This window comes from Cyclobacteriaceae bacterium, from assembly GCA_030584025.1.
GTDB lineage: Bacteria > Bacteroidota > Bacteroidia > Cytophagales > Cyclobacteriaceae > UBA2336.
On the sequence record CP129487.1, the window covers coordinates 2,363,646 to 2,383,276 of the forward strand.

17 protein-coding genes are annotated in these 19,631 nt (G+C 43.4%); 9 read left to right on the forward strand and 8 right to left on the reverse strand.

What is annotated here, in order from left to right; genetic code table 11:
* The first annotated feature begins 7 nt into the window (after nucleotides 1-7).
* The 8 genes from QY309_10560 to QY309_10595 all read left to right on the forward strand — a co-directional run bounded on the left by QY309_10560 (nucleotide 8) and on the right by QY309_10595 (nucleotide 8,653).
* Nucleotides 8-706 (forward strand): CoA transferase subunit A, encoded by a 699-nt coding sequence (locus tag QY309_10560; protein WKZ58311.1) that lies wholly within the window; start codon nucleotides 8-10, stop codon nucleotides 704-706.
* A gap of 241 nt (nucleotides 707-947) precedes the next feature.
* A complete protein-coding gene (locus QY309_10565) occupies nucleotides 948-1,604 on the forward strand; it encodes a 3-oxoacid CoA-transferase subunit B (GenBank protein WKZ58312.1) in 657 nt (218 codons plus the stop codon).
* Between the two features lie 111 nt (nucleotides 1,605-1,715).
* Nucleotides 1,716-2,051: a gliding motility protein GldC gene (gene gldC / locus QY309_10570; protein WKZ58313.1), complete on the forward strand. Its 336-nt coding sequence runs from the start codon at nucleotides 1,716-1,718 to the stop codon at nucleotides 2,049-2,051.
* A gap of 240 nt (nucleotides 2,052-2,291) precedes the next feature.
* Nucleotides 2,292-4,583 (forward strand): TonB-dependent receptor, encoded by a 2,292-nt coding sequence (locus QY309_10575; GenBank protein ID WKZ58314.1) that lies wholly within the window; start codon nucleotides 2,292-2,294, stop codon nucleotides 4,581-4,583.
* 45 nt (nucleotides 4,584-4,628) lie between these two features.
* Complete coding sequence (locus tag QY309_10580) at nucleotides 4,629-5,831, forward strand: IS4 family transposase (GenBank protein ID WKZ58315.1); 1,203 nt, start codon at nucleotides 4,629-4,631, stop codon at nucleotides 5,829-5,831.
* 98 nt (nucleotides 5,832-5,929) lie between these two features.
* Complete coding sequence (locus QY309_10585) at nucleotides 5,930-6,478, forward strand: TonB-dependent receptor (protein WKZ58316.1); 549 nt, start codon at nucleotides 5,930-5,932, stop codon at nucleotides 6,476-6,478.
* A 24-nt stretch (nucleotides 6,479-6,502) separates the two neighbouring features.
* Entirely contained in the window at nucleotides 6,503-8,188 is a 1,686-nt protein-coding gene (locus QY309_10590; GenBank protein WKZ58317.1) for a hypothetical protein, read from the forward strand.
* A 192-nt stretch (nucleotides 8,189-8,380) separates the two neighbouring features.
* Nucleotides 8,381-8,653 (forward strand): hypothetical protein, encoded by a 273-nt coding sequence (locus QY309_10595; protein ID WKZ58318.1) that lies wholly within the window; start codon nucleotides 8,381-8,383, stop codon nucleotides 8,651-8,653.
* 1 nt (nucleotide 8,654) lies between these two features.
* Here the strand turns inward: QY309_10595 and QY309_10600 are convergent, their stop codons facing one another.
* From QY309_10600 to QY309_10610, 3 genes are all read right to left on the reverse strand, one after another.
* Nucleotides 8,655-9,422 (reverse strand): YdcF family protein, encoded by a 768-nt coding sequence (locus tag QY309_10600; GenBank protein ID WKZ58319.1) that lies wholly within the window; start codon nucleotides 9,420-9,422, stop codon nucleotides 8,655-8,657.
* A gap of 128 nt (nucleotides 9,423-9,550) precedes the next feature.
* The gene (locus QY309_10605; protein WKZ58320.1) at nucleotides 9,551-12,607 is read right to left on the reverse strand and encodes an ATP-binding cassette domain-containing protein; all 3,057 of its coding nucleotides are present in this window, start codon (nucleotides 12,605-12,607) and stop codon (nucleotides 9,551-9,553) included.
* Between the two features lie 102 nt (nucleotides 12,608-12,709).
* Nucleotides 12,710-13,597 carry a hypothetical protein gene (locus tag QY309_10610; protein WKZ58321.1) on the reverse strand — a complete coding sequence of 296 codons (888 nt, stop codon included), beginning with the start codon at nucleotides 13,595-13,597 and terminating at the stop codon, nucleotides 12,710-12,712.
* Nucleotides 13,598-13,742: 145 nt separating this feature from the next.
* Between QY309_10610 and QY309_10615 the strand changes: the two genes are divergently transcribed.
* Complete coding sequence (locus QY309_10615) at nucleotides 13,743-14,162, forward strand: response regulator (protein WKZ58322.1); 420 nt, start codon at nucleotides 13,743-13,745, stop codon at nucleotides 14,160-14,162.
* Here QY309_10615 and QY309_10620 read toward each other — a convergent pair.
* From QY309_10620 to QY309_10640, 5 genes are all read right to left on the reverse strand, one after another.
* A complete protein-coding gene (locus QY309_10620; GenBank protein WKZ58323.1) occupies nucleotides 14,140-14,901 on the reverse strand; it encodes a LytTR family DNA-binding domain-containing protein in 762 nt (253 codons plus the stop codon). The two genes, QY309_10615 and QY309_10620, sit on opposite strands and share 23 nt — an antisense overlap.
* On the reverse strand, nucleotides 14,898-15,911 hold the full coding sequence (locus QY309_10625; GenBank protein WKZ58324.1) for a histidine kinase: 1,014 nt from the start codon (nucleotides 15,909-15,911) through the stop codon (nucleotides 14,898-14,900). Before QY309_10625 ends, QY309_10620 begins: the two co-directional genes overlap by 4 nt.
* A gap of 19 nt (nucleotides 15,912-15,930) precedes the next feature.
* Nucleotides 15,931-16,611, reverse strand: coding sequence for a hypothetical protein (locus QY309_10630; protein ID WKZ58325.1), 681 nt, complete (start codon nucleotides 16,609-16,611; stop codon nucleotides 15,931-15,933).
* 106 nt (nucleotides 16,612-16,717) lie between these two features.
* Nucleotides 16,718-17,365, reverse strand: coding sequence for a hypothetical protein (locus tag QY309_10635; protein WKZ58326.1), 648 nt, complete (start codon nucleotides 17,363-17,365; stop codon nucleotides 16,718-16,720).
* A gap of 19 nt (nucleotides 17,366-17,384) precedes the next feature.
* Nucleotides 17,385-19,529 (reverse strand): TonB-dependent receptor, encoded by a 2,145-nt coding sequence (locus QY309_10640; protein ID WKZ58327.1) that lies wholly within the window; start codon nucleotides 19,527-19,529, stop codon nucleotides 17,385-17,387.
* Between the last annotated feature and the right edge of the window lie 102 nt (nucleotides 19,530-19,631).

A 19,631-nucleotide genomic window follows, 5' to 3' on the forward strand; every position in this document is an offset into this window, starting at 1 on the left:
ACCAACTATGATCAATAAAGTTGTAGCCGATGCGGATGAAGCCCTTCATGACATTACCGATAATGTAACCCTGATGCTGGGTGGCTTCGGACTTTCAGGCATTCCCGAAAATTGCATCCAGGCGTTGTTACGAAAAGGCGTGAAAGGTCTTACCTGCATTTCGAACAATGCCGGTGTTGACGATTTCGGAATTGGCTTGCTGCTTAAAACGCGGCAGGTAAAAAAAATGATTTCATCGTATGTGGGTGAAAATGCGGAGTTCGAGCGACAGTTGCTCTCGGGAGAGTTGGAAGTTGATCTCATTCCGCAAGGCACTCTGGCTGAGCGTATTCGTGCAGGTGGTGCAGGCATTCCGGCCTTCTTCACCCCGGCAGGTTATGGAACCGAAGTGGCTGAAGGAAAAGAGGTACGCGAGTTCCATGGTAAGATGTATTTAATGGAGCATTGGCTTCGCGCTGATTTTTCATTGGTAAAAGCCTGGAAGGGCGATACAGCAGGCAACCTGGTGTTTCGTGGCACATCACGAAATTTCAACCCCATGATGGCTGCAGCCGGAAAAATTACCATCGCAGAAGTGGAAGAACTTGTGCCCCTCGGAGAACTTGATCCCAACCAGATTCACACCCCGGGCATTTACGTGCAACGGATTTTTGAAGGGAAGAATTATGAGAAGAGAATTGAGCAACGAACCATTACTAAATTTTGAAAATTTATCAAGTTTAAGAAAATAAGTTAGTTGATTTCCTAACCGCTGAGACGCGGAGGCGCAAAGAATCAGAAATACTTTGCGTCTTGGCGCCTTTGCGGTAAATAAATCAACTTATGCTTTAAGGTATGATTATTAGCATCAAGATTATCTCCAAAATTATAAGCTCATCAAAATCCTAATTTTCAAACCTGCCTACCGCAGGCAGGTCTTCAAATTTAAACATCTTCAAATTGATTATATGTTAGACAAAAACGGTATCGCAAAACGCATCGCAAAAGAGGTTAAAGATGGCATGTACATCAACCTTGGTATTGGTATTCCCACGTTAGTGGCCAACTATATTCCTGATAACCTCAATGTAGTGTTGCAATCGGAAAATGGATTACTGGGCATTGGCCCCTTCCCTACCGAAGATAAAGTTGACCCGGATTTAATCAATGCCGGCAAACAAACCATTACCATGATGCCGGGCTCTGCCCTGTTCAGCTCGGCTGAAAGCTTTGCCATGATACGGGGCGGTCACATTCACTTGACCATTCTTGGCGCGATGGAAGTTTCTGAAAATGGCGACATCGCCAACTGGAAAGTACCCGGTAAAATGGTAAAGGGCATGGGTGGGGCTATGGATCTGGTAGCATCGGCCAACAACATTATTGTAGCCATGCAACATTGCAGTAAAGATGGCGCCTCTAAGCTTTTGCCCTCCTGTACCCTACCCATTACCGGTATTAACTGTGTGAAGAAAATTGTTACCGACCTGGCCGTGTTGGATGTGCTGCCGCAAGGTGGCTTTAAACTACTGGAACGCGCTCCCGGTGTTTCCGTAGAGCAAATCAAAAATGCTACTGCCGGTAAGTTGACTATCGAGGGTGAGATTCCCGAGATGTCAATTTGAAAATGAAGCAATTTGAAGACCTGCCTGCCGGTAGGCAAGTTTGATAATGTATCTTGCAGCCCGAAAAGGCATTTTCAAATCAACGAATTTTCAAATTTTCAAATTAAGCACATGCGTAAAACCACTATAAACTTCACCGTAGAACTCGACCAAAACAATATACCCGATAAAATCCTGTGGGATGCATCCGATAAACCCGATGCTGCCCCTACTGAAACCAAAAGCATCAGCATATCGCTTTGGGATGAGGGCCAAAAAAATACACTGCGTATAGATTTGTGGACCAAGGACATGCCCGTTGATGAAATGAAGCGATTCTACATTGATTGTCTGGGCGGGTTGGCTCAGAGCATTTTAACCGCCACCGGTGACGAATACATGGCCCAGGAAACAAACGCACTGTGCGACCGACTGGTAAAACATTTGAACAGCGAAAAAGGGGTATAGACAGTTAGTCTGATCAACAAGGTCGGAACGCAAAAACAAAGCAAATACGCTGCTTTGCATACTAAATTTCGATTTCTATCTGCGCCTGTTACTTAGAGTTTTACTTTAACGAAACCGCAACCGTTTTCTTTATTTTTTGAATTAATTTTGTACTTTTCAGGGAAGTACGAATGTTCGTATTGTCATTTTTATAAACACAACTATTTAATTCCAAAAACCAACCATTTTAAAGAAAACTGTATGGAGAAGTTTTACAAACGTTCGATGGGGCTAACGCTGCTGATGCTGCTGGCCGCCACGATGGCCTTTGCGCAGACCACCGTTTCAGGAACGGTGAAGGATGATGCTGGCAACCCCATCCCGGGTATTAACATTAAAGTAAAGGGAACTGTAGCTGGAACAATCAGCGATGTGAGAGGAAATTTTACGGTAACCACTTCACAGGCTCCCCCGATTACATTGGAGTTCTCATTTATTGGATATATCTCCCAGGAAATTGAGATAACCGATGCTAACACCACTGGACTTAGTGTTACCATGGTTGAGAACATTGAAACCTTAGGTGAAGTAATTGTAACAGGAGGTCGAACTGAAGAATCATTTATGAGAGCTCCAGTTACCGTTGAAAAAATTGACATCCTCGGTATCCAACAAACTGCCGCTCCTGATTTCTTTGATGCGCTTGCAAATATTAAAGGTGTTCAGGTAAACTCGGGTAGCTTAAACTTCACACAGGTGAACACGCGCGGTTTTGCCTCCATTGCAAACGTGCGTTTTGTACAGTTAGTGGATGGAATGGACACCTCTGCGCCTCTGCTAAACTTCCCGACAGGAAACATTGTAGCGATGAGCGAACTGGATGCGGAGAGTATGGAGCTTGTACCCGGTGCGGCTTCTGCCCTTTACGGACCCAATGCATTCAACGGTATCCTGATGATGAAGAGCAAAAGTCCGTTTGAATACCAGGGCTTCAGCGCTATGGTAAAAGGCGGTATCACCACCTCAGACGCACAAGGCGAAAGTTTTCCGATGTATAACTTCTCTGCTCGTTATGCCAAGGCATTTAACAATAAGTTTGCTTTTAAGCTAAACTTCTCATTGATGCAGGCTACCGACTGGAAAAGCAATGACTACAAGACTGATCGTTTGCGCCCGGAATCAACTGTTGATTTAAGCGGTGCCGCCAACTTCGATGGACTAAACCTATATGGTGATGAAACACCCATCCCAGTTCCGATTGGTGGAACTTTCGGTACACTTGATTTAAGAAGAACCGGTTTCCGTGAAGAAGATATTCTCGATAACGATGAAGCCAGAAGCATGAAAGCTGATGTGGCGCTCCACTATAAGTTAACGGATAAAATGGAGTTGTTGTACAACTGGCGCTTTGGTGGTGGTAGCTCAATCTACCAAGGGACTGAAAAGTATGCGCTACGTGATTTCACTCAAAACTTTCACAAACTTGAACTCAAAGGATCAAACTTCTTTGTACGTGGTTATATGACAGAAACCAGGGATGGGGACTCATGGAACATGAGCGCGCAAGGTGGTTACATGAATGAATATTTAAGTCCAACGGCTACAAAATGGGCACCACAGTATGCACAGCGATATGTTCTGGCCATGCAAGGCTATATCCCAGGAGTCATTGCTGGTAATCCAGAAGCCGCACACATTGAAGCAAGAAGGTACGCAGACAACGTTGATGGAGATAACTCTGATCCTGATGTCCAGGTAAGACCTTTGCCCGGAACTCCTCAATTCACTCAACTAATGAATGATGTTAGAAAAAATCTATTTCAAAGAGATCCAGAAGGTTCCTCATTTGTTGATAACTCTCGCCTATATCATGGTGAATTTAACTACCAATTTAACCAAATTGAAGCAGTCGATTTCATGGTAGGTGGTAATTTCCGTCAATATGATTTATTCAGTGATGGTACCGTATTTAACGAAGACCCTGAAGGCGATGGTAATGAGCGTATCAAAATCAATGAATTTGGTTTCTATGGTCAGCTAGCCAAAACATTAGGGGAATCATTGCGACTTACTGCATCTTTACGCTACGATAAGAATGAAAACTTTGATGGTCAGGTAACACCACGATTATCTGCTGTGTATACCTTCAGTGAAACACATAATATACGGGCCTCTTATCAAACCGGCTTCCGAAACCCCGATACACAAGCACAGTTTATCTTCTTCCCTTCTTCAGGAGGAACATTATTAGGCAGCACGGAAGCGAATGCTGCACGTTACGGAATTCACAACGGTGGAGCTTGGACAAGGGCTTCTTATAATGCCTTTAGAGCATCCGGAGGAACTCTAGATCCCGATACTGGTGATCCTGTGGGTGGTAATTCAAGTTTATTAGTCACAACAGATATACCCTATGTACAACCAGAAAAACTCACAGCTTTAGAAATAGGTTATAAAGGTAGTTTCAACAACAGAATGTTAGTTGATATAAATGGTTATTATACAATTTATCATTATTGTCCGACTAAAATTTTAAAAGGGCGGCTTGTTTAGGGCTGCCCTTTTGGATTATGTTTGATTACCACATCAGTCATAATCATGGATAAAGTTAAGAAATTTGTCGGACAGCCGATTTTGTCTCAAATACTTTCTTGCGTTTCTACTTCACTCATCAAGCAATCGGCCCAAAAGCATAATAGCAACCGGTATTACAAGCGTATTCCACTTCGGGTTCACCTGGTAAGCCTGTTGTATGGGGTTTTCAGCTATTGCAATGGACTCCGGGAGATATGCGAAGGCATGCTGGCCTGTGAAGGTAAACTTGCTCACCTGGGATTGGATAAAGCTCCGCCCCGTAGCACATTATCGGATGCCAACAACAAACGAAGCTACCTGGTGTTTGAGACGATCTATTTCAAACTGCTCAAGCAGTACCATAGCTTTATCTCGGACAGCCGGTTGCGGGGATTGAGCATCCGCAATCTGAAAATCATCGACAGCACCACCATCCGACTATTCAGCGATATTCTTCGTGGCGTAGGACGCAATCCATTAGATGGCTCGCGCAAGAAAGGAGGCATTAAAGTTCATGCCCTCATGAATGCATTCAGTGGCGTAACGGAATTTTTGAGAATCACTGAAGCCAAAGAACACGACCGTAAATTCCTCTATCACATTAAGTTACCGGCCAACAGCTTTCTGGTTTTCGACCGTGCCTACAATCTGTACGGGCAGTTTGCCAAATGGACGAGTCAAAAAATCTGGTTCGTTACGCGCATGAAAGCCAACGCAGTATATCACGTCACTAAAGTGATTACAGACAACACAAGAAAGAAAAATGCCAAGGGGATATTGAAAGAACAATACATCACTATTGGCTATAAAGCTGATGGTGAAGAGCAGCGTTTAAAGCTCAGGCGTATCACCTTCCGTGCCGATGACGGCAAGATGTTTATCTTCATCAGTAATAATTTCAGTTTACCTGCTCAGCAAATCGCATTGATTTACAAATACCGGTGGATGATTGAGCTGCTTTTCAAGCAAATCAAGCAGAATTTCCCCATCCGCTACTTCTGGGGTGAAAGCGAAAATGCGATCAAAATACAAGTGTATTGCGTGCTGATTGCCCAACTGCTAATGGTAGTCATTCGAAAGAAAGCCGAAACCAAAAAATCGTTTGCCAACATGATTACCGTTATCAGACTGCACTTGATGAGCTACGTAGAACTCTTTGGCTTCATCCACGATACTTACAAAGCTTGGCGAAAGGCTCATGAACCCCCGCTGCCCACAATCACTTAAAATTGATGTGCCAGCTACCCCCATTTTTAATGCCTCGGTTTTTCATTATTTCTCCCTATGAGAATCATCTCTTTTTCTCTTACTTTAGTCGGACAAGAATGACAATTTATAACAATTTCATTGGTGGAGAGATTGTCGTAAGTAAAGAAGCAACTGACCACCAAGGAGAACAAATCAATGCAGGATCACTGTTTTCCCCTTACGTAAACAACCCAAATGATGTTAACTCTTACGGTTTTGGTTTAGGGGTTGAATACAAGTTGTTGAAAGGATATACACTGAGTGGTTCATACAATTACGCCACCTTTGAAGAAGATGAAGACAGTTTCATCTCTGGATTTAATATGCCCGAAAATAAAATTAATGTGGGCATTGGAAACAGGAGAATCAACAAAACCAATCTTGGATTTAACATCAACTTCCGCTGGCAAGATGCTTACCTGTGGGAATCTTCTTTCGGTAATTGGAATGTACCTGAATTTGGCGTACTGGATGCACAGGTTAGCTATCGGATTCCTTCCATTAAAACCATTGCCAAACTGGGCGGCACCAACTTGCTGGGTGGCGATTACCGCACCAACTTCGGTGCTCCGTTTGTAGGACAGCAGTTCTACCTCTCATTGACTTTTGATGAATTCTTTAGATAAGATTAACAATAAATAGAAATGATCATGAAGAACAAATTCATATACATACTCGCTGCCAGCATGTTAATTACTTTTTCATGCGAGCAAGAAGTTTTAGAACTACAAGATCCAGATGCACCACCAGCCGCATGTAATTCATGTCCAGCTGGGGCATCAGTTGGTACAAACGTGTCCTTTGAGAAGTTCGTATCCATTGGAAATGGATTTGTTGCCGGGTTTCAAGGAGGCTCCCTCTTCACAGCAGGGCAGAATAATTCATTACCCAAACTACTTTCAAGTCAGTTTAATTGTGCCAGTGGGACACCTGCTGCTTTCAACCAACCAGATATTGGATCTGTCAATGGTTTTAATTTGCAATTATCAAACCCGGGGGCCGGCATTATACTCGGCCGACTGGTCTTATTTGATCCTGATGGTCCAACTGGACCAAGGTCTGCTGCTCCCTATCCTGCAGGATTTCCAGGTGCACCAGAAGTCACCTGTCCCTCACCAGTACCAGCTACACCTGCCCTCCCTGCTCCGTATAATAATGGTGAATTACCTGCTCCGTATGCGGGTGACAAAGAGGCTTTGAATAATTTCGGTGTACCACTAGTTACATTACAACAATTCTTAACTGGACTAACTGGCGGTCCATCTACTGGAAATCCTGCTTATAATCCTTTGTATGCAAGGTTTGCTTCTTCACCTGGTACCTCTAGAATTGTAGATGATGCTAGAGCTGCCAATGGTAGTTTTTATCTGATTTGGTTAGGGATTGAGGATGCAATTCTATATGCTGCCACAGGAGCTTCTGGTGCATATTCTCTTACCTCGGCCGAAGATTTTGGAACTTACTTTAATGGAATAGTTGCAACGCTGTTGACAGGAACGGAATTTAAAGGTGTTGTTGGAAATATTCCCAATATAACTTCACTTCCTTTCTTCACCACAGTTCGATACAATGCTATTCCAATGAATGCTGAAACTGCCACCGCGACAAATACAGCATTTGGGGGATATAATCTGGCAGTCGAGGCATTGAAACATCCGAATTTCGATGGTGCCTTTGGCTCTGCCGCGGAGTTGGACGCAAGGAAAATTTCATTTGCAGCGAGTAATACTAATAGAATAGTAATTGCAGATAAAAACGCAACTGATCTAGGACCCGGATGGGATTTATTAGTGGTTGCTGAACAAATGACCCCTGAGCAAAGGGCTCAACTTGAGCCTTATAGAAAAGTTAGACAAGCAACCGAAAACGATCTAATTACACTTTCGGCTGGTTCAGTTTTAGGTACTTGCGTTAGCAATAATCCATTGCTCGTAAATGGAGTTTCCGTGCCACTGGCCGACCAGTATGTTCTACTACCTGCAGAAACTGTTGAAATCATGACAAGAATTGCTCAATTCAACCAAAAAATTCAGGAAGCTGTAGATGCGAACAGTACTCGTCTTGCATTAGCGAATATTAATACGTCTTTTAATACACTTTTCATGGCATCAGCCAATCCTGCTTCAAGAGGAATACTAATAGATGGAGTAACCGTAGCTTCATCTTTTGCGCCTCCGGCTGGTATTTTTTCCGAAGATGGCATTCACCTAAATAGCCGTGGAAATGCATTCACAGCGAACATCTTTATTGATGCTATTAATAACAAATTCCAATCTCAGGTACCAAAAATTTGTATGACACAATACAACGGAACTTCATTGCCTGTTAACCCTTAATTCATTTACTAATCAAAAAAGAAAAGGCTGCCACTTGGGCAGCCTTTTTTCTTTTCCTCAACTTTGGAAAATCAGGCGGTTTACAATCCCAAATCAGGATTTCAACTTTATGGAAACCTATAAAGCAAAGTCCAATCGGGCTTTTAGCACATTGGATACAGATTTGCACGTCATGGCTTTTACGCTACCCCTATGTTTACAAAATTCTTTTTTCAACGCTTTTCACCTGCCCAGCAAATTAACTACCTGCGAAATAAAGGAACCCTGATTGGCAACCAGGTGCGCAACAGTTGTCATTTCTCCCTGTACATGGTGAAGGGATTCTTTGTGGAAGTGATGTTTCCCTCTGCCGAGCAACAAACCGAACCACGTAAAATTCAGGTATTCTCCAGCCTTGAAAGTTTAACCGAGTACTTGAACCAGGAAACCCGCGAAGGTTGGCGCAAGCCCTCTTCGGTGTTATAACTTACAGGTAGCCGGCCAAGCGGTATGCGGCTATGCCTATCCATTCCTTGAATAAACGTTGCCAGATTTGCAGGGCTTCTACCTTGGGCACCAGCAATACATCGGGGGTGAAATAGCGCGGGTGTGTATAAAAATCCGTACTAAAGGTATCTACCTGTAAACCTACTTTTCTAAAACAACCTCTTGATCTGCGCATGTGAAAGGCTGAGGTGATCAACAGGATTTCGCCCGGCCCATGCAACATCGCTTTTACCTTTCGTGCCGATTCCGCGGTGTTCCGCGATTCATTTTCTAACAGGATATCCGTTTCCGCAACACCCATCAACACCAGCGCCTTCACAATATCATCGGCTTCTTTTTTACCGGTTGTTATCAGTCGTCCACTCCCACCCGACACTAAAATCTTTTTCACCACACCGCGTTTGTACAAGTCAACGGTGTGCACAACCCGATCAGCCCCGCGAGTAAAATATACACGATCTGCGGGTTGCGTGAAATGCAAATCGGTAGACGTAACACCGGTTAGCAACACGCCATACGGGTAGGTTTTGGAAATAGTGGCATAGGGTGTTGCCGGTACTTCCCATAACCGCATAGCTTCATTGGCGATAAAATCGTTCGAGAAAAAAAGTAACGTGATGATTCCGGCATAAAACAACCTGCGCTTCCATCGCTTTTTTTTGATGACCCAGGATGTTACCAACAGCAAACAGGCCCAAACCAATGGAGAAGTCAGATAACCCAGTATTTTGGAAAGCGTGAAAAACATGCTAGAATATCCTGACGAGGATCAGCAGCAACAAAATCAGCAGTAAAACAATCATGCCTTCGGGTTTTGTACAAAATTAAATGATTGCTGTGAACATAAAAACACCTTGAAGCGAGCCAAAAGCCATTTTAAACCCTGCGGTTCAACGGGTTGGATAGATTACCAAAGCCGTCAATGATTCTCCGCAACACATCAAAGTACAAAAGAATAGCTAACACCAACGTCATCGACCAGATAACTCCTGTATTGAAAAACAACGTATCGATATTCATATTCAAAAAGTGCTTTTTAGGCATGTAGAACTGGGCATCGAAATCGATAACGTGATCCGGGTCCGGATCCTTGTAAATGGGATAAATCTTTTGAATCAACTTGCCGTCTTTTTCAATGATGCGGTGCGTTTCGGTCAGGTTTTTCACAAAATCAGCTATGGCTTCATTGCGGTAACCATCGCGCAGCTTTTCGTAAGCACGCTCCTCCTCAGGGGAATCAGTCATCAAGGTTATTTTCTTCTCTTTCTCACCATCAGCTTTGTTATATCGATTGATGTATAGCCTCCGCAGGTTTCCCAAAAACGCAATGGCTTCGTTGTAGGTAACAGAATCAAAATGGTTTTCGTCCAGCCGGTCAATCCATTCGTAATGCTCGCGACCAACCGACTCTGCTTCACGCCTGATTTCACTGCGCAACAGGTTTAGATCCGATGAGAATTTTCGCTTCAATTCAGGGTCTTCCGCATCGCGATTCGCCAGGCAAAACTGCAACTTGCTTTCCAGTTCAGGGATAAAATAAATTTTCCGGTAATCGGCATCAGCCATAACCTTATCGTACAGGTAAAATTCCTGTTCGTATTTATTATCCTTAAACTGCGTAACCATGGCCGCTTCAAAAGCCCATCGTGAGGCCATAATGTCGCCCACAAATGGTACCGTGGCCGTATTTCCGATAACGGGATTCAGCTTATCAAACTTCACCACCACACCACTGAGAATAAGCTGAGGAATAATCAATAGCGGAATTAAAATATAAATGGTAACAGCCGAATTGAACCCGGAGGAAATGTTTAACCCGAGTGTATTGGCAAAACACGAGACGGTAAATAAAATCAGCCAATGCTCAAGCAACATGCCTTTTATTTCAAGGATATAATTCCCAACCAATACAAAGGTAAGGGTTTGAATAGCAGACAACAGAAACAAGATTCCGATTTTTGAAAGCAGATAGCTGCTTCTGCTCAAATGCAAAAACGCCTCGCGCTTCAGAATTTTACGGTCGCGAATGATTTCTTCAGCACTTACGGTCAACCCCATAAACAGGGCAACAATCACGCTCATGAACAAGTATGCCGGTAGGTTCAGGTTTTTGGCAAACACATAACTGCTCTGAAGCTTATCATCAATATTATAAAACCGAACAATGAACGCCAGAATGAAGGCCAGCAACGGAGCTTCCAGCAAATTAATAATCATGTATTGCCGGTTGTGAATTTTGGCTTGCACATCCCGCAAGGAGAATAACTTAATTTGCTTTAACCTGCCCGGTATGCGCAACGTAGATTGAACCGGTTTTTCAGAAATGGATTCAAGCGCTAGGCTGCCCGCTTGCTTGTACATGCGGAACCATTGATCGGGAGAAATTTTTCGCTCATTTGTAAACTGTCCGTATTCATTGATCACCTTTGTTTCAATGATGTTGAAAATCTGCTCCGGATTTACGTTGCCACATTCATAACATTCCCCCACATCGCTGTTGATCATATCGATGGCGCGTTTGAAATACACGATGGCATCCACTGGGTTTCCATAGTAAATCTGGTATCCACCGGTATCCAAGATGAGCAGGCGATCAAATTTTTTAAAGATGTCGGATGAAGGCTGATGGATTACGGCAAATACAAGCTTTCCTTTTAATGAAAGTTCTTTCAGCAGATCAATGATGTTTTCCGAATCGCGTGATGAAAGTCCACTGGTGGGCTCATCACAAAAGAGAATGGCCGGTTCGCGCAACAACTCCAACCCGATATTCAGGCGTTTGCGTTGTCCACCACTAATGGTTTTCTGAAGGGGCGATCCTACTTTCAGATCCTTTCGTTCAGCCAACCCCAGGTCTTCCAACGTTTTCATTACCAATGCATCAATCTTATCTTCAGGCAAATCGCTGAAACAAAGTTTGGCCGCATAATACAGGTTTTGATACACCGTAAGGTCTTCGATGAGCAGGTCATCCTGCGGAACAAAGCCGATTACGCCTTCAATTTTTTCCGGATGTTTATGAATATCGATGCCGTTAATCAACACCTGCCCTTTCGTGGGTTTTTCAGAGCCATTCAATACATGCAACAAGGTTGATTTACCTGATCCGCTGGCTCCCATCAGGGCTACCAGGTTACCGGATTCTTCTGCCAGGTTAACTTCCTGCAACCCGATGCCTCCGTTTTTAAACCTAAAATGAATGTCATTCGCCTGAAAGGAAATCCGCTCGCCTTTATCCAAACGCTTAAAACGGCTGAGTACATCGCCATAGTAAACGGGTTCGTCTTTATCCCAGCGTAACGTACTGCCCACGCTCAACACATTAATGGAACCTGAACGGAACGGAACACCATTGAGGTAAACATCTGACTTACCCACATACTTCACCAGGTATAATTCAACTTGTTCCAAGTAAAGTATCTCAATAAATCCTTTCAGATTTTTTCGTTGAATGTGAAGGGCCTGCTTAAAGGCGGTGTCGTCTTTCGGATCGATGATAAGCAAACCTGCGTGATCCAGGTGAGCCGACTCTTCGGCTGACAAAAATGTTTTAATGGATTCAAGATCGGTGGAACTGATTTTAAAATCCTCACAAATCGCCAGCATCAACTCCTGTTCACGCGAGGTAATCACCGAATCAGCCAAAATTAACCGCACCAGTTCAAGCACAACGATATACTTCTGTTTCTGTGCCAGGCCCAGATTGATTTCAGTACAAATGCGCTTCACGTTAGAGGCTTCATCCGTACCCTCCACATTGCCAGTGGTCTTCACAAATTCATCAAACATGGTGAGGTATGGCTCCACCTTCGACTCATTGAGGTGCTCAAGAAGAAACTTCCTGACCTGCTCTCGCTCCTGTCGGGTTACTTCATCCTGGCGGGCTACAACGGCAAAAAGTCTGAGAAGGGCTTTAAGAATTTCTTCACTCATATGGGGGCTGATTATTTATTAAAGATAGTAAAGAACTGTAGTTATGATAAAAAAATAGGGCCGTGTTTGCGGCCCCATTTCTATGCAAATGAATTCAAGGAATTATTCCACAATCGACTGGCGCATTTTAGCCACAACTGCGGAAATGGTTTCCAGATTTTTATCGCTAAGCGCAAGATCAGCCCGATTATTCTTGATCTTGTCTTCGATGTCCAACGCAGCATAGGCTGCTTCAAGCTCTTTCAGGTCGCGCACCATGCCGCTTACCGGATCGGTTTGCTCAATAGCCGATAACATCTTCAATAATTCCGAAACTGATTTCTGTTGATTTAAGATAACCTGGATAACCGGGGTAAGGATTACATTCCGGGCATCGGTTGGGAGTAAATCCTTAGGGTAAGAATTAACCAAACCGGTAGAAATATGTAAACCTTCCACAAAACTTCCAGCTACCACCAAAGCAGCCTGCTTGTTACGGGTGTCGTCTTTTAAAAACTTCTCGGTTTGCTTGATTGACTCGTCCAACAGGATTGCCAGAGAGTCTTTGTTTGCAATGTTGGCTTCAAAACGCTTTAAAATCTCCACATCAAACGTTCCGATAATGCCCAGGTAATCTGCCAGGCTCTTGCACGCATTCAGGTAGTCAATGGCTTCCTGCGTTTTCTCATAGGAGGTTAAATACCCGATATCAGCTGTATACACGCCCAGGTTCAAGGCTGCTTTATCCGTACGGTTAATGTACGAATCCGCTTTTGAACGTGGATTTACAAGGCTTTGGTTAAATTCAGCACCGGTTTGTTCAATCAGGTATGGAATTTCGGTTGGTGAGGGGATGTTGTATACAACATCTTCTATAGTAGAACGAAGGCTTTCCTCTGCTTCTTTAAATTCATCGGCATTGGCAGTATTCTCTCCGGACTTTCCACACGAGCTCAAACCAAATACCAGGCAAATGGCGAACAAAGAATAAAGGGCATTTTTAGAATTCATAGTTTTCGGTTGGGTTTAGAAGGTCAATTTTAACACATTTTTTGGTGCCGTAAAACCGTAAAAAAAACAATTTTTGAGTCAATTTTTACCAGTTTATAGTTGATTTGTGGTAAGTTTATATAAATGGCTTTAATCATCCGTAACGGTGCAGGCAATTGTGGATACAACCATACTGATAGACGATAGTGAAATTGATCTCTTTATTCAAAGAAGATTTTTGGAGGTGTATGCCTTTTCCAATAACATAATCTCCTATAAGTCAGCGCAAGAGGCCATTGACGCACTTGAGCAACCAAACGCAAAGCCCCCCGATATTATCTTTCTGGATTTAAACATGCCTAACATTGACGGGTTTGGGTTCTTAAAAAGCTTCAATGAAATGCCCGAAGCCGTGCGGAAAAAGGTTCGGATTATTGTACTCACCAGCTCGAACAACAAAAAAGATAAAGACGAAGCTTTTCAGTACAAGAATGTAATCCATTACATCACCAAACCCATTAAGCAAAGCGATATTGAAGAACTGAAAAAAAGACTGACTCAAACTACCGGTCAAGCCACTGCTTAAATTCCTGAACCCGCTCACGCGAAACGATGATGTCCTGATCAGGACAATCTTTTAAAATCAACTTCAACCGACTATTAGTGTGGCTGATGATATCCTGTATGGCTGCCGTACCAACCAGGTATTTACGATTTATTCGAAAAAATTCCTCCGGGTTTACCATCAACTCAAGCTGATCGAGGGTGAAGTCAAGAATGTGCGAGCGTCCTTCACGTGTGGTGCAAAACGTGGCTTTGTCTGAACTGAAAAAATAGAGAATATCCTTCACCTCAACGGTACGCAAGTGTTCTCCTACTTTAATCACGAATCGCTCCTTGTATTTTTTGGTCAGCAGCTCCATTACCTGGGTAATGCTGTTGGAAAAATCAACCTTGCCAACATTGGTCAGTTTCAGGGTATTGAATTTTTCAAGAGCTCCACGCAACTCATCTTTATCCACTGGTTTCAGTATGTAATCGATGCTGTTAACCTTGAAGGCTTTAAGGGCGTATTCATCATAGGCAGTTGTAAAAATTACAGGTGCAGAAATCGTTGTCATCTCGAATATTTCGAAACTCAGTCCATCACCCAATTGAATGTCCATAAAAATCAAATCCGGATGCGGATTGTTATTGAACCATTTCACCGCACTCTTCACAGAATCCGTCCTTCCGGAAATGATCGCCTGAGGCAACAACTCGTTAATCAGATTCTCCAATCGTCTGGCCGCCTGGATCTCGTCTTCAATAATCAGTACATTCATGATTCAACCCGTTCAATTACCGGAAGGCGTACAATAAATTTATCGTGCAACGCTTCAACCACTACTTTTTGATCTGATAAGAATTCATACCGCAACCGGATATTACTGAGGCCTACTCCGGCAGACTCTTCGGAAAGTACTTTTTTACGCTGAAGTTTATTTTCAATTACGATATAGCTATCGGACTCATAAATTTTAATAAAAAGCGGTTGCTCAGCTGCCACAATATTATGTTTGATTGCATTTTCAATGAGCATTTGCAGCACCAGCGGAGGAAAGTAAGTTTTGACATTATCCAGTTGAATGGATATCTGTAAGTTGTCGCCAAACCTGATTTTCTGCAAGAATAGATAGGACTCTAGAAATTTCAACTCCTCTTCTTTTGTAACCAACTCCCGATCGCGGGTATCCAGCACATAACGGTACACTTCCGAAAGTTGTTTGATAAACTTGGCCGCTAAATCCTGGTTTTCATACACCAGGTTGGTGAGGGCATTAAAACTATTAAAGAGAAAATGTGGGTTAACCTGATTTTTCAAACTTTCATACCGTGCCGTTACGTTTTCGCGTTTCAGCTTCTCGGCATCAAGCGCGCTTTGTTTCCATTCAAGCAAAAACGAACGACCATGCATAAACAGGGAAATAATTATCGTGACTACAGTGGCCGAAAAAATCATGTACTGCGATTTCCCGAAATCAACATCGAAAATGAGTTTATAAAGTTGTGTTAAAAGCACAATACTGGTGGCGGTATATAAAATACTACCCAACGATAAAACAAGAAAACTTTTAAGAGGAGCCTTTAACCAGTTGATCCGATCAGAAATTATTCCGCTAATCAGTCCGTTGCCTTTCCACAAGAAGACCCACATCAGGGCTGTAAACGATCCTACAATCCAAAATTGTTGCTTGGTCTTTGTGTAACCGAAGACAACGGTCATTAACAAACCAAACAATAGCAGCAACAACACATCGCGTATTTCCCTTTTTACCGCCTTCGATAATTTCATATCAACAAGATAAGACACCTTAACGCATTTCAATAAACTGTGCCAATGATTTGCCCGAATTTAATAGTTTCCGGTAAGATCGTACCCAAAAAATAATTAACGGCACACCCACCAGGCTTGGCCATATCCATTGCATAATACCGGGAAGGAAAGTCATCACTTGTGTAGAAAAAGCAGTTACCGAGGCAATGAAGCCACCCATCATGTTGCCCATGTGGCTGTAGAACCAATCGAATTTATCTCGCGGTGGTTTTATATACCGCTTCAATTCCGACCAAACCACCACCATGCCACCAAAGCCAAAGCCTGCGGCCAGCATACCAAGAGAAGTCTGATGAGTAAAAACCAGGTAAATACCCCACACAAAGAAACCGGTATTAAAAAGTCCGGCAACAATGCCAAACATCCAGTCGTACCAGGTTACTCCTTTGCCTTGATGCAGTTGCTTTCTGTACAGTGATCGATACCCGACAAACACTGCATAGTAGCTAAACACCGCGATCAATAATAAAAACGGAATCCACTTAACGGTTGATAATACAATGGCAGAAAAACAAATCCACGTCATGCACCAAAAGAAGATCTTGCCCCAGAACCGATGGGCTTTACCTCCTTTGCGCACAACCATGGCAAGTGGAGCAACAATCAAAGAAATTATTCCGGCTATGATGTGTGTGTATGTTAGGAGTTTAATAATCATTCTGTGAGTATTAGTTATGAAGCGTTGGATTTAAAGCTATGAGTTTCGAGCTGCAAGCTTTTCGGCTTGCAGCTAAAAGCTCGAAACTCGAAGCTTAATTCTAATGCTATTTACATTGCGCTTTCATTCCCTCAGCCATTGACTTACCCCAAACTGGCGCAAGCGGATTGGTTGATTTATACGTTTCAAATTTCTCCAACGCTTTATTCAAGGTACCACAAGCCTCGGTTGTTGGCGAACCAAAAAACTGAGCGGTACCATATTGCATCTGCGCCATCAACGCCAATGCACGCGGGTTTTCAGGATTCATCCCGATAGCTTTCCCAAAAGTTTGCATGGCCAAGCCTGAGTACTGCTGACCACGTGAAGCCGGATCAATCGTAACCCGAATCATGTGGATGAAGCCCTCCAGCGCTACAATCTCTGATTCAGCCGAATTAACGGCACTTGCCTTTTTTAGTGTCTCCAAAGCCAGATCAAGCTGTTTGTCTTTGGCAGCAGGCTCATTTACCCGCAATGCAATCATTAAATAACCATACGATGCATAATAAAAAGGTTCCCACTTTGATTTTTCCGCATCGCCAATGCGTTCAAACGCATTTACAGCAGCCTGAATTTCTTCTACAGATTTTGCCGTGTACACTACCTCAATATTTTTTTGCATGGCTTCGGTGTACCGATCGTTAGCGAACGTGTGGATAGCCAAAAAGGCAAAGGCAGCTATCAATAGCGGAATAATGTTTACGTGTTTCATAATTGTGTTGGTTAAAGGGTTAAAGACTTGGTAATTGATTAATCGATTTATCTTTTGATAGGGTTAAAAATATTCCCAGGAAAACAAACCGTGGCGCAGGCTGACGTATGGCACGGCTGTTGTAAAACCCTTCGCTATTTTGGGTAGTGCTGTATTCGTAACCAAAAATGTTATCGCGACCTAACAGGTTGGTGCACGAGAAGTAAACAATTAGGTTGGGCTTGGGCAAATAGCTGATGTTCACACTTAAATCCTGATAGCTTTTTGTACGCCTATTGTTGAACCGATCTTCATTCGGGTTGTTGTACGGCCTTCCGCTGGTAAATGAGTAAGTGGCGCCAAATTGAGTTTTTAAACTTGAAACAAAATATTTGTACACCACCGAAAAATTGTGCGCGGACGCAAATGTTGGTGTTACTGCATACGGTGTATTCAGGTAATCACGTTCGGTATCCAGAAAGGAATAAGAAATCCAATAATCTGCATTTCGGATGGTTTTGTTATCGCGGTAGAATAATTCCACGCCCCGTGCATAACCTGAACCTTCATTGGTCAAGACAAATGGATTTCCGTTTTCAAATTTTATAAGATCAGCATAGGTTTTGTAATAACCCTCCACACGGAATGTGCGGTTGTTCTCAATAATTTGGTAATTCAAAATGTAATGATCAGCTTTCTCAGCCTCAAGTTCATTATCCCAACGCAACCATTCATTTTTTGGTGATTGTCTGAATTTGCCGTAGGCGAAAGAAACCTGACCGCTTTTACCGGTTTTGTAAGCCAATGAAATGCGGGGATCAACCGAAACCTGATTAAGCAAATTATTATGTTCAACCCGACCACCCACGCGTGTAACAAATTTATTGCTGGCATACAGATCTGCTTCTACAAAAGCCGCACTGATCACTTCATGAAAGCCAGGTACAAAAGCTGATGTATCTACCGCAGCCCTGTAATCGCGATTGATAACCTCTGCCCCTGTTCGGATTTCGACTTTATCCGAAATTGAACCATCAAACACAACCTTGGCATGTGTACCTTCATCAAATTCATTTAGTCTGATATCGCCTTGTTGCAAATCATTCTGCGTAAGCGTGTATGAAAGTCCGCTGCGCAACGACCACTTTTCATTCAATGACGTTTTGTATGAGCCGTTGATGTACCGGAAGTTATTGGTGATGTCAATCAAAGTGGTCACATCATAGTCATCAATATCATGATGGTGCAGGGAAAAATTAGAGTGATTGAAATTACCATACACCTTGAACATACCAGTTTTTCCAACACGCTGACGGGAGGCTGAGCTTCCTTCAACAGAAACCGGAGCTTTCTCCCAATCGATTTCCTGATTGATCAATCCGAAATACGGACGGATGTTTGTGTATCCGATCTTACCTGCCCACGATGCATTTTTCCATGCCTGCGTGTGGGCTACATCAGCACCCACCGACAACAATCCAAAATCCGTGCGAGAAGATTGCTCTTCATCTTTCGAATCCAGTACCAAGGCTGAAGAAAGCGCCTGGCCATATTCTGCCGAGTAACCTCCGGTGCTGAAGCTGGTACCTTTAAACATAAAGGGAAGAAATCTTCCGCGCGAAGGTGTATTCGGTGCGGCCGGACCGTACGCATCCAACACCAACATGCCATCGATGAACGTGCGTGCTTCGTTGCCATCGCCACCACGGACAAACAACCTTCCGCTCTCGCCTACCTTTTGTGTTCCGGGCAATGTGTTTAGCGCTCCGGCAATGTCGGCTGTGGCACCGGCTGTAGTGGCAATATCCAACGCCCTGAAAATGGTTCTTCGTGATTCATCGCTGGCAGCAAAAGCACCCGCGGTAATGGTAACCGCTTCAAGCTGGTTGACTTCTTCTTTCAGAATGATGCTCAACCCTAAATGTGATTTGCCCAAATCCACCTGCTGTCGGTATTCTTTATATCCGATAAACTTCACCACCAGGGTTTGAATACCCTTCTCGGAAGCGGTGAACGAGAATTTACCCTCAGCGCCCGAGGTAGTTCCATCATAGGTATTCAACAACAGCACGTTGGCGCCCGGCACCGGCTCGCCTTTTACATCCGTTACCATCCCCGAAAGGGTAACCTGACCGAACATGGGCAAGGCTATCAGCGTGAAGAAAACAATCAGTACATTTTTCATTTCAAGGGTTTCTTTTGGCGATTTGTACGACAAAGATTATCCCCCTGGCTGGGCCAGTAAAAAATGAGTTACTGAACTGTCGAACCTGGCGGATGAGTTGTT

Excerpts from the sequence above, each read along its gene's own strand:
- QY309_10560 (WKZ58311.1), top strand. The coding sequence starts at position 8 with ATGATCAATAAAGTTGTAGCCGATGCGGATGAAGCCCTTCATGACATT.
- QY309_10565 (WKZ58312.1), top strand. The coding sequence starts at position 948 with ATGTTAGACAAAAACGGTATCGCAAAACGCATCGCAAAAGAGGTTAAA.
- gldC (WKZ58313.1), top strand. The coding sequence starts at position 1,716 with ATGCGTAAAACCACTATAAACTTCACCGTAGAACTCGACCAAAACAAT.
- QY309_10575 (WKZ58314.1), top strand. The coding sequence starts at position 2,292 with ATGGAGAAGTTTTACAAACGTTCGATGGGGCTAACGCTGCTGATGCTG.
- QY309_10580 (WKZ58315.1), top strand. The coding sequence starts at position 4,629 with ATGGATAAAGTTAAGAAATTTGTCGGACAGCCGATTTTGTCTCAAATA.
- QY309_10585 (WKZ58316.1), top strand. The coding sequence starts at position 5,930 with ATGACAATTTATAACAATTTCATTGGTGGAGAGATTGTCGTAAGTAAA.
- QY309_10590 (WKZ58317.1), top strand. The coding sequence starts at position 6,503 with ATGAAGAACAAATTCATATACATACTCGCTGCCAGCATGTTAATTACT.
- QY309_10595 (WKZ58318.1), top strand. The coding sequence starts at position 8,381 with ATGTTTACAAAATTCTTTTTTCAACGCTTTTCACCTGCCCAGCAAATT.
- QY309_10600 (WKZ58319.1), bottom strand. The coding sequence starts at position 9,422 with ATGTTTTTCACGCTTTCCAAAATACTGGGTTATCTGACTTCTCCATTG.
- QY309_10605 (WKZ58320.1), bottom strand. The coding sequence starts at position 12,607 with ATGAGTGAAGAAATTCTTAAAGCCCTTCTCAGACTTTTTGCCGTTGTA.
- QY309_10610 (WKZ58321.1), bottom strand. The coding sequence starts at position 13,597 with ATGAATTCTAAAAATGCCCTTTATTCTTTGTTCGCCATTTGCCTGGTA.
- QY309_10620 (WKZ58323.1), bottom strand. The coding sequence starts at position 14,901 with ATGAATGTACTGATTATTGAAGACGAGATCCAGGCGGCCAGACGATTG.
- QY309_10625 (WKZ58324.1), bottom strand. The coding sequence starts at position 15,911 with ATGAAATTATCGAAGGCGGTAAAAAGGGAAATACGCGATGTGTTGTTG.
- QY309_10630 (WKZ58325.1), bottom strand. The coding sequence starts at position 16,611 with ATGATTATTAAACTCCTAACATACACACACATCATAGCCGGAATAATT.
- QY309_10635 (WKZ58326.1), bottom strand. The coding sequence starts at position 17,365 with ATGAAACACGTAAACATTATTCCGCTATTGATAGCTGCCTTTGCCTTT.
- QY309_10640 (WKZ58327.1), bottom strand. The coding sequence starts at position 19,529 with ATGAAAAATGTACTGATTGTTTTCTTCACGCTGATAGCCTTGCCCATG.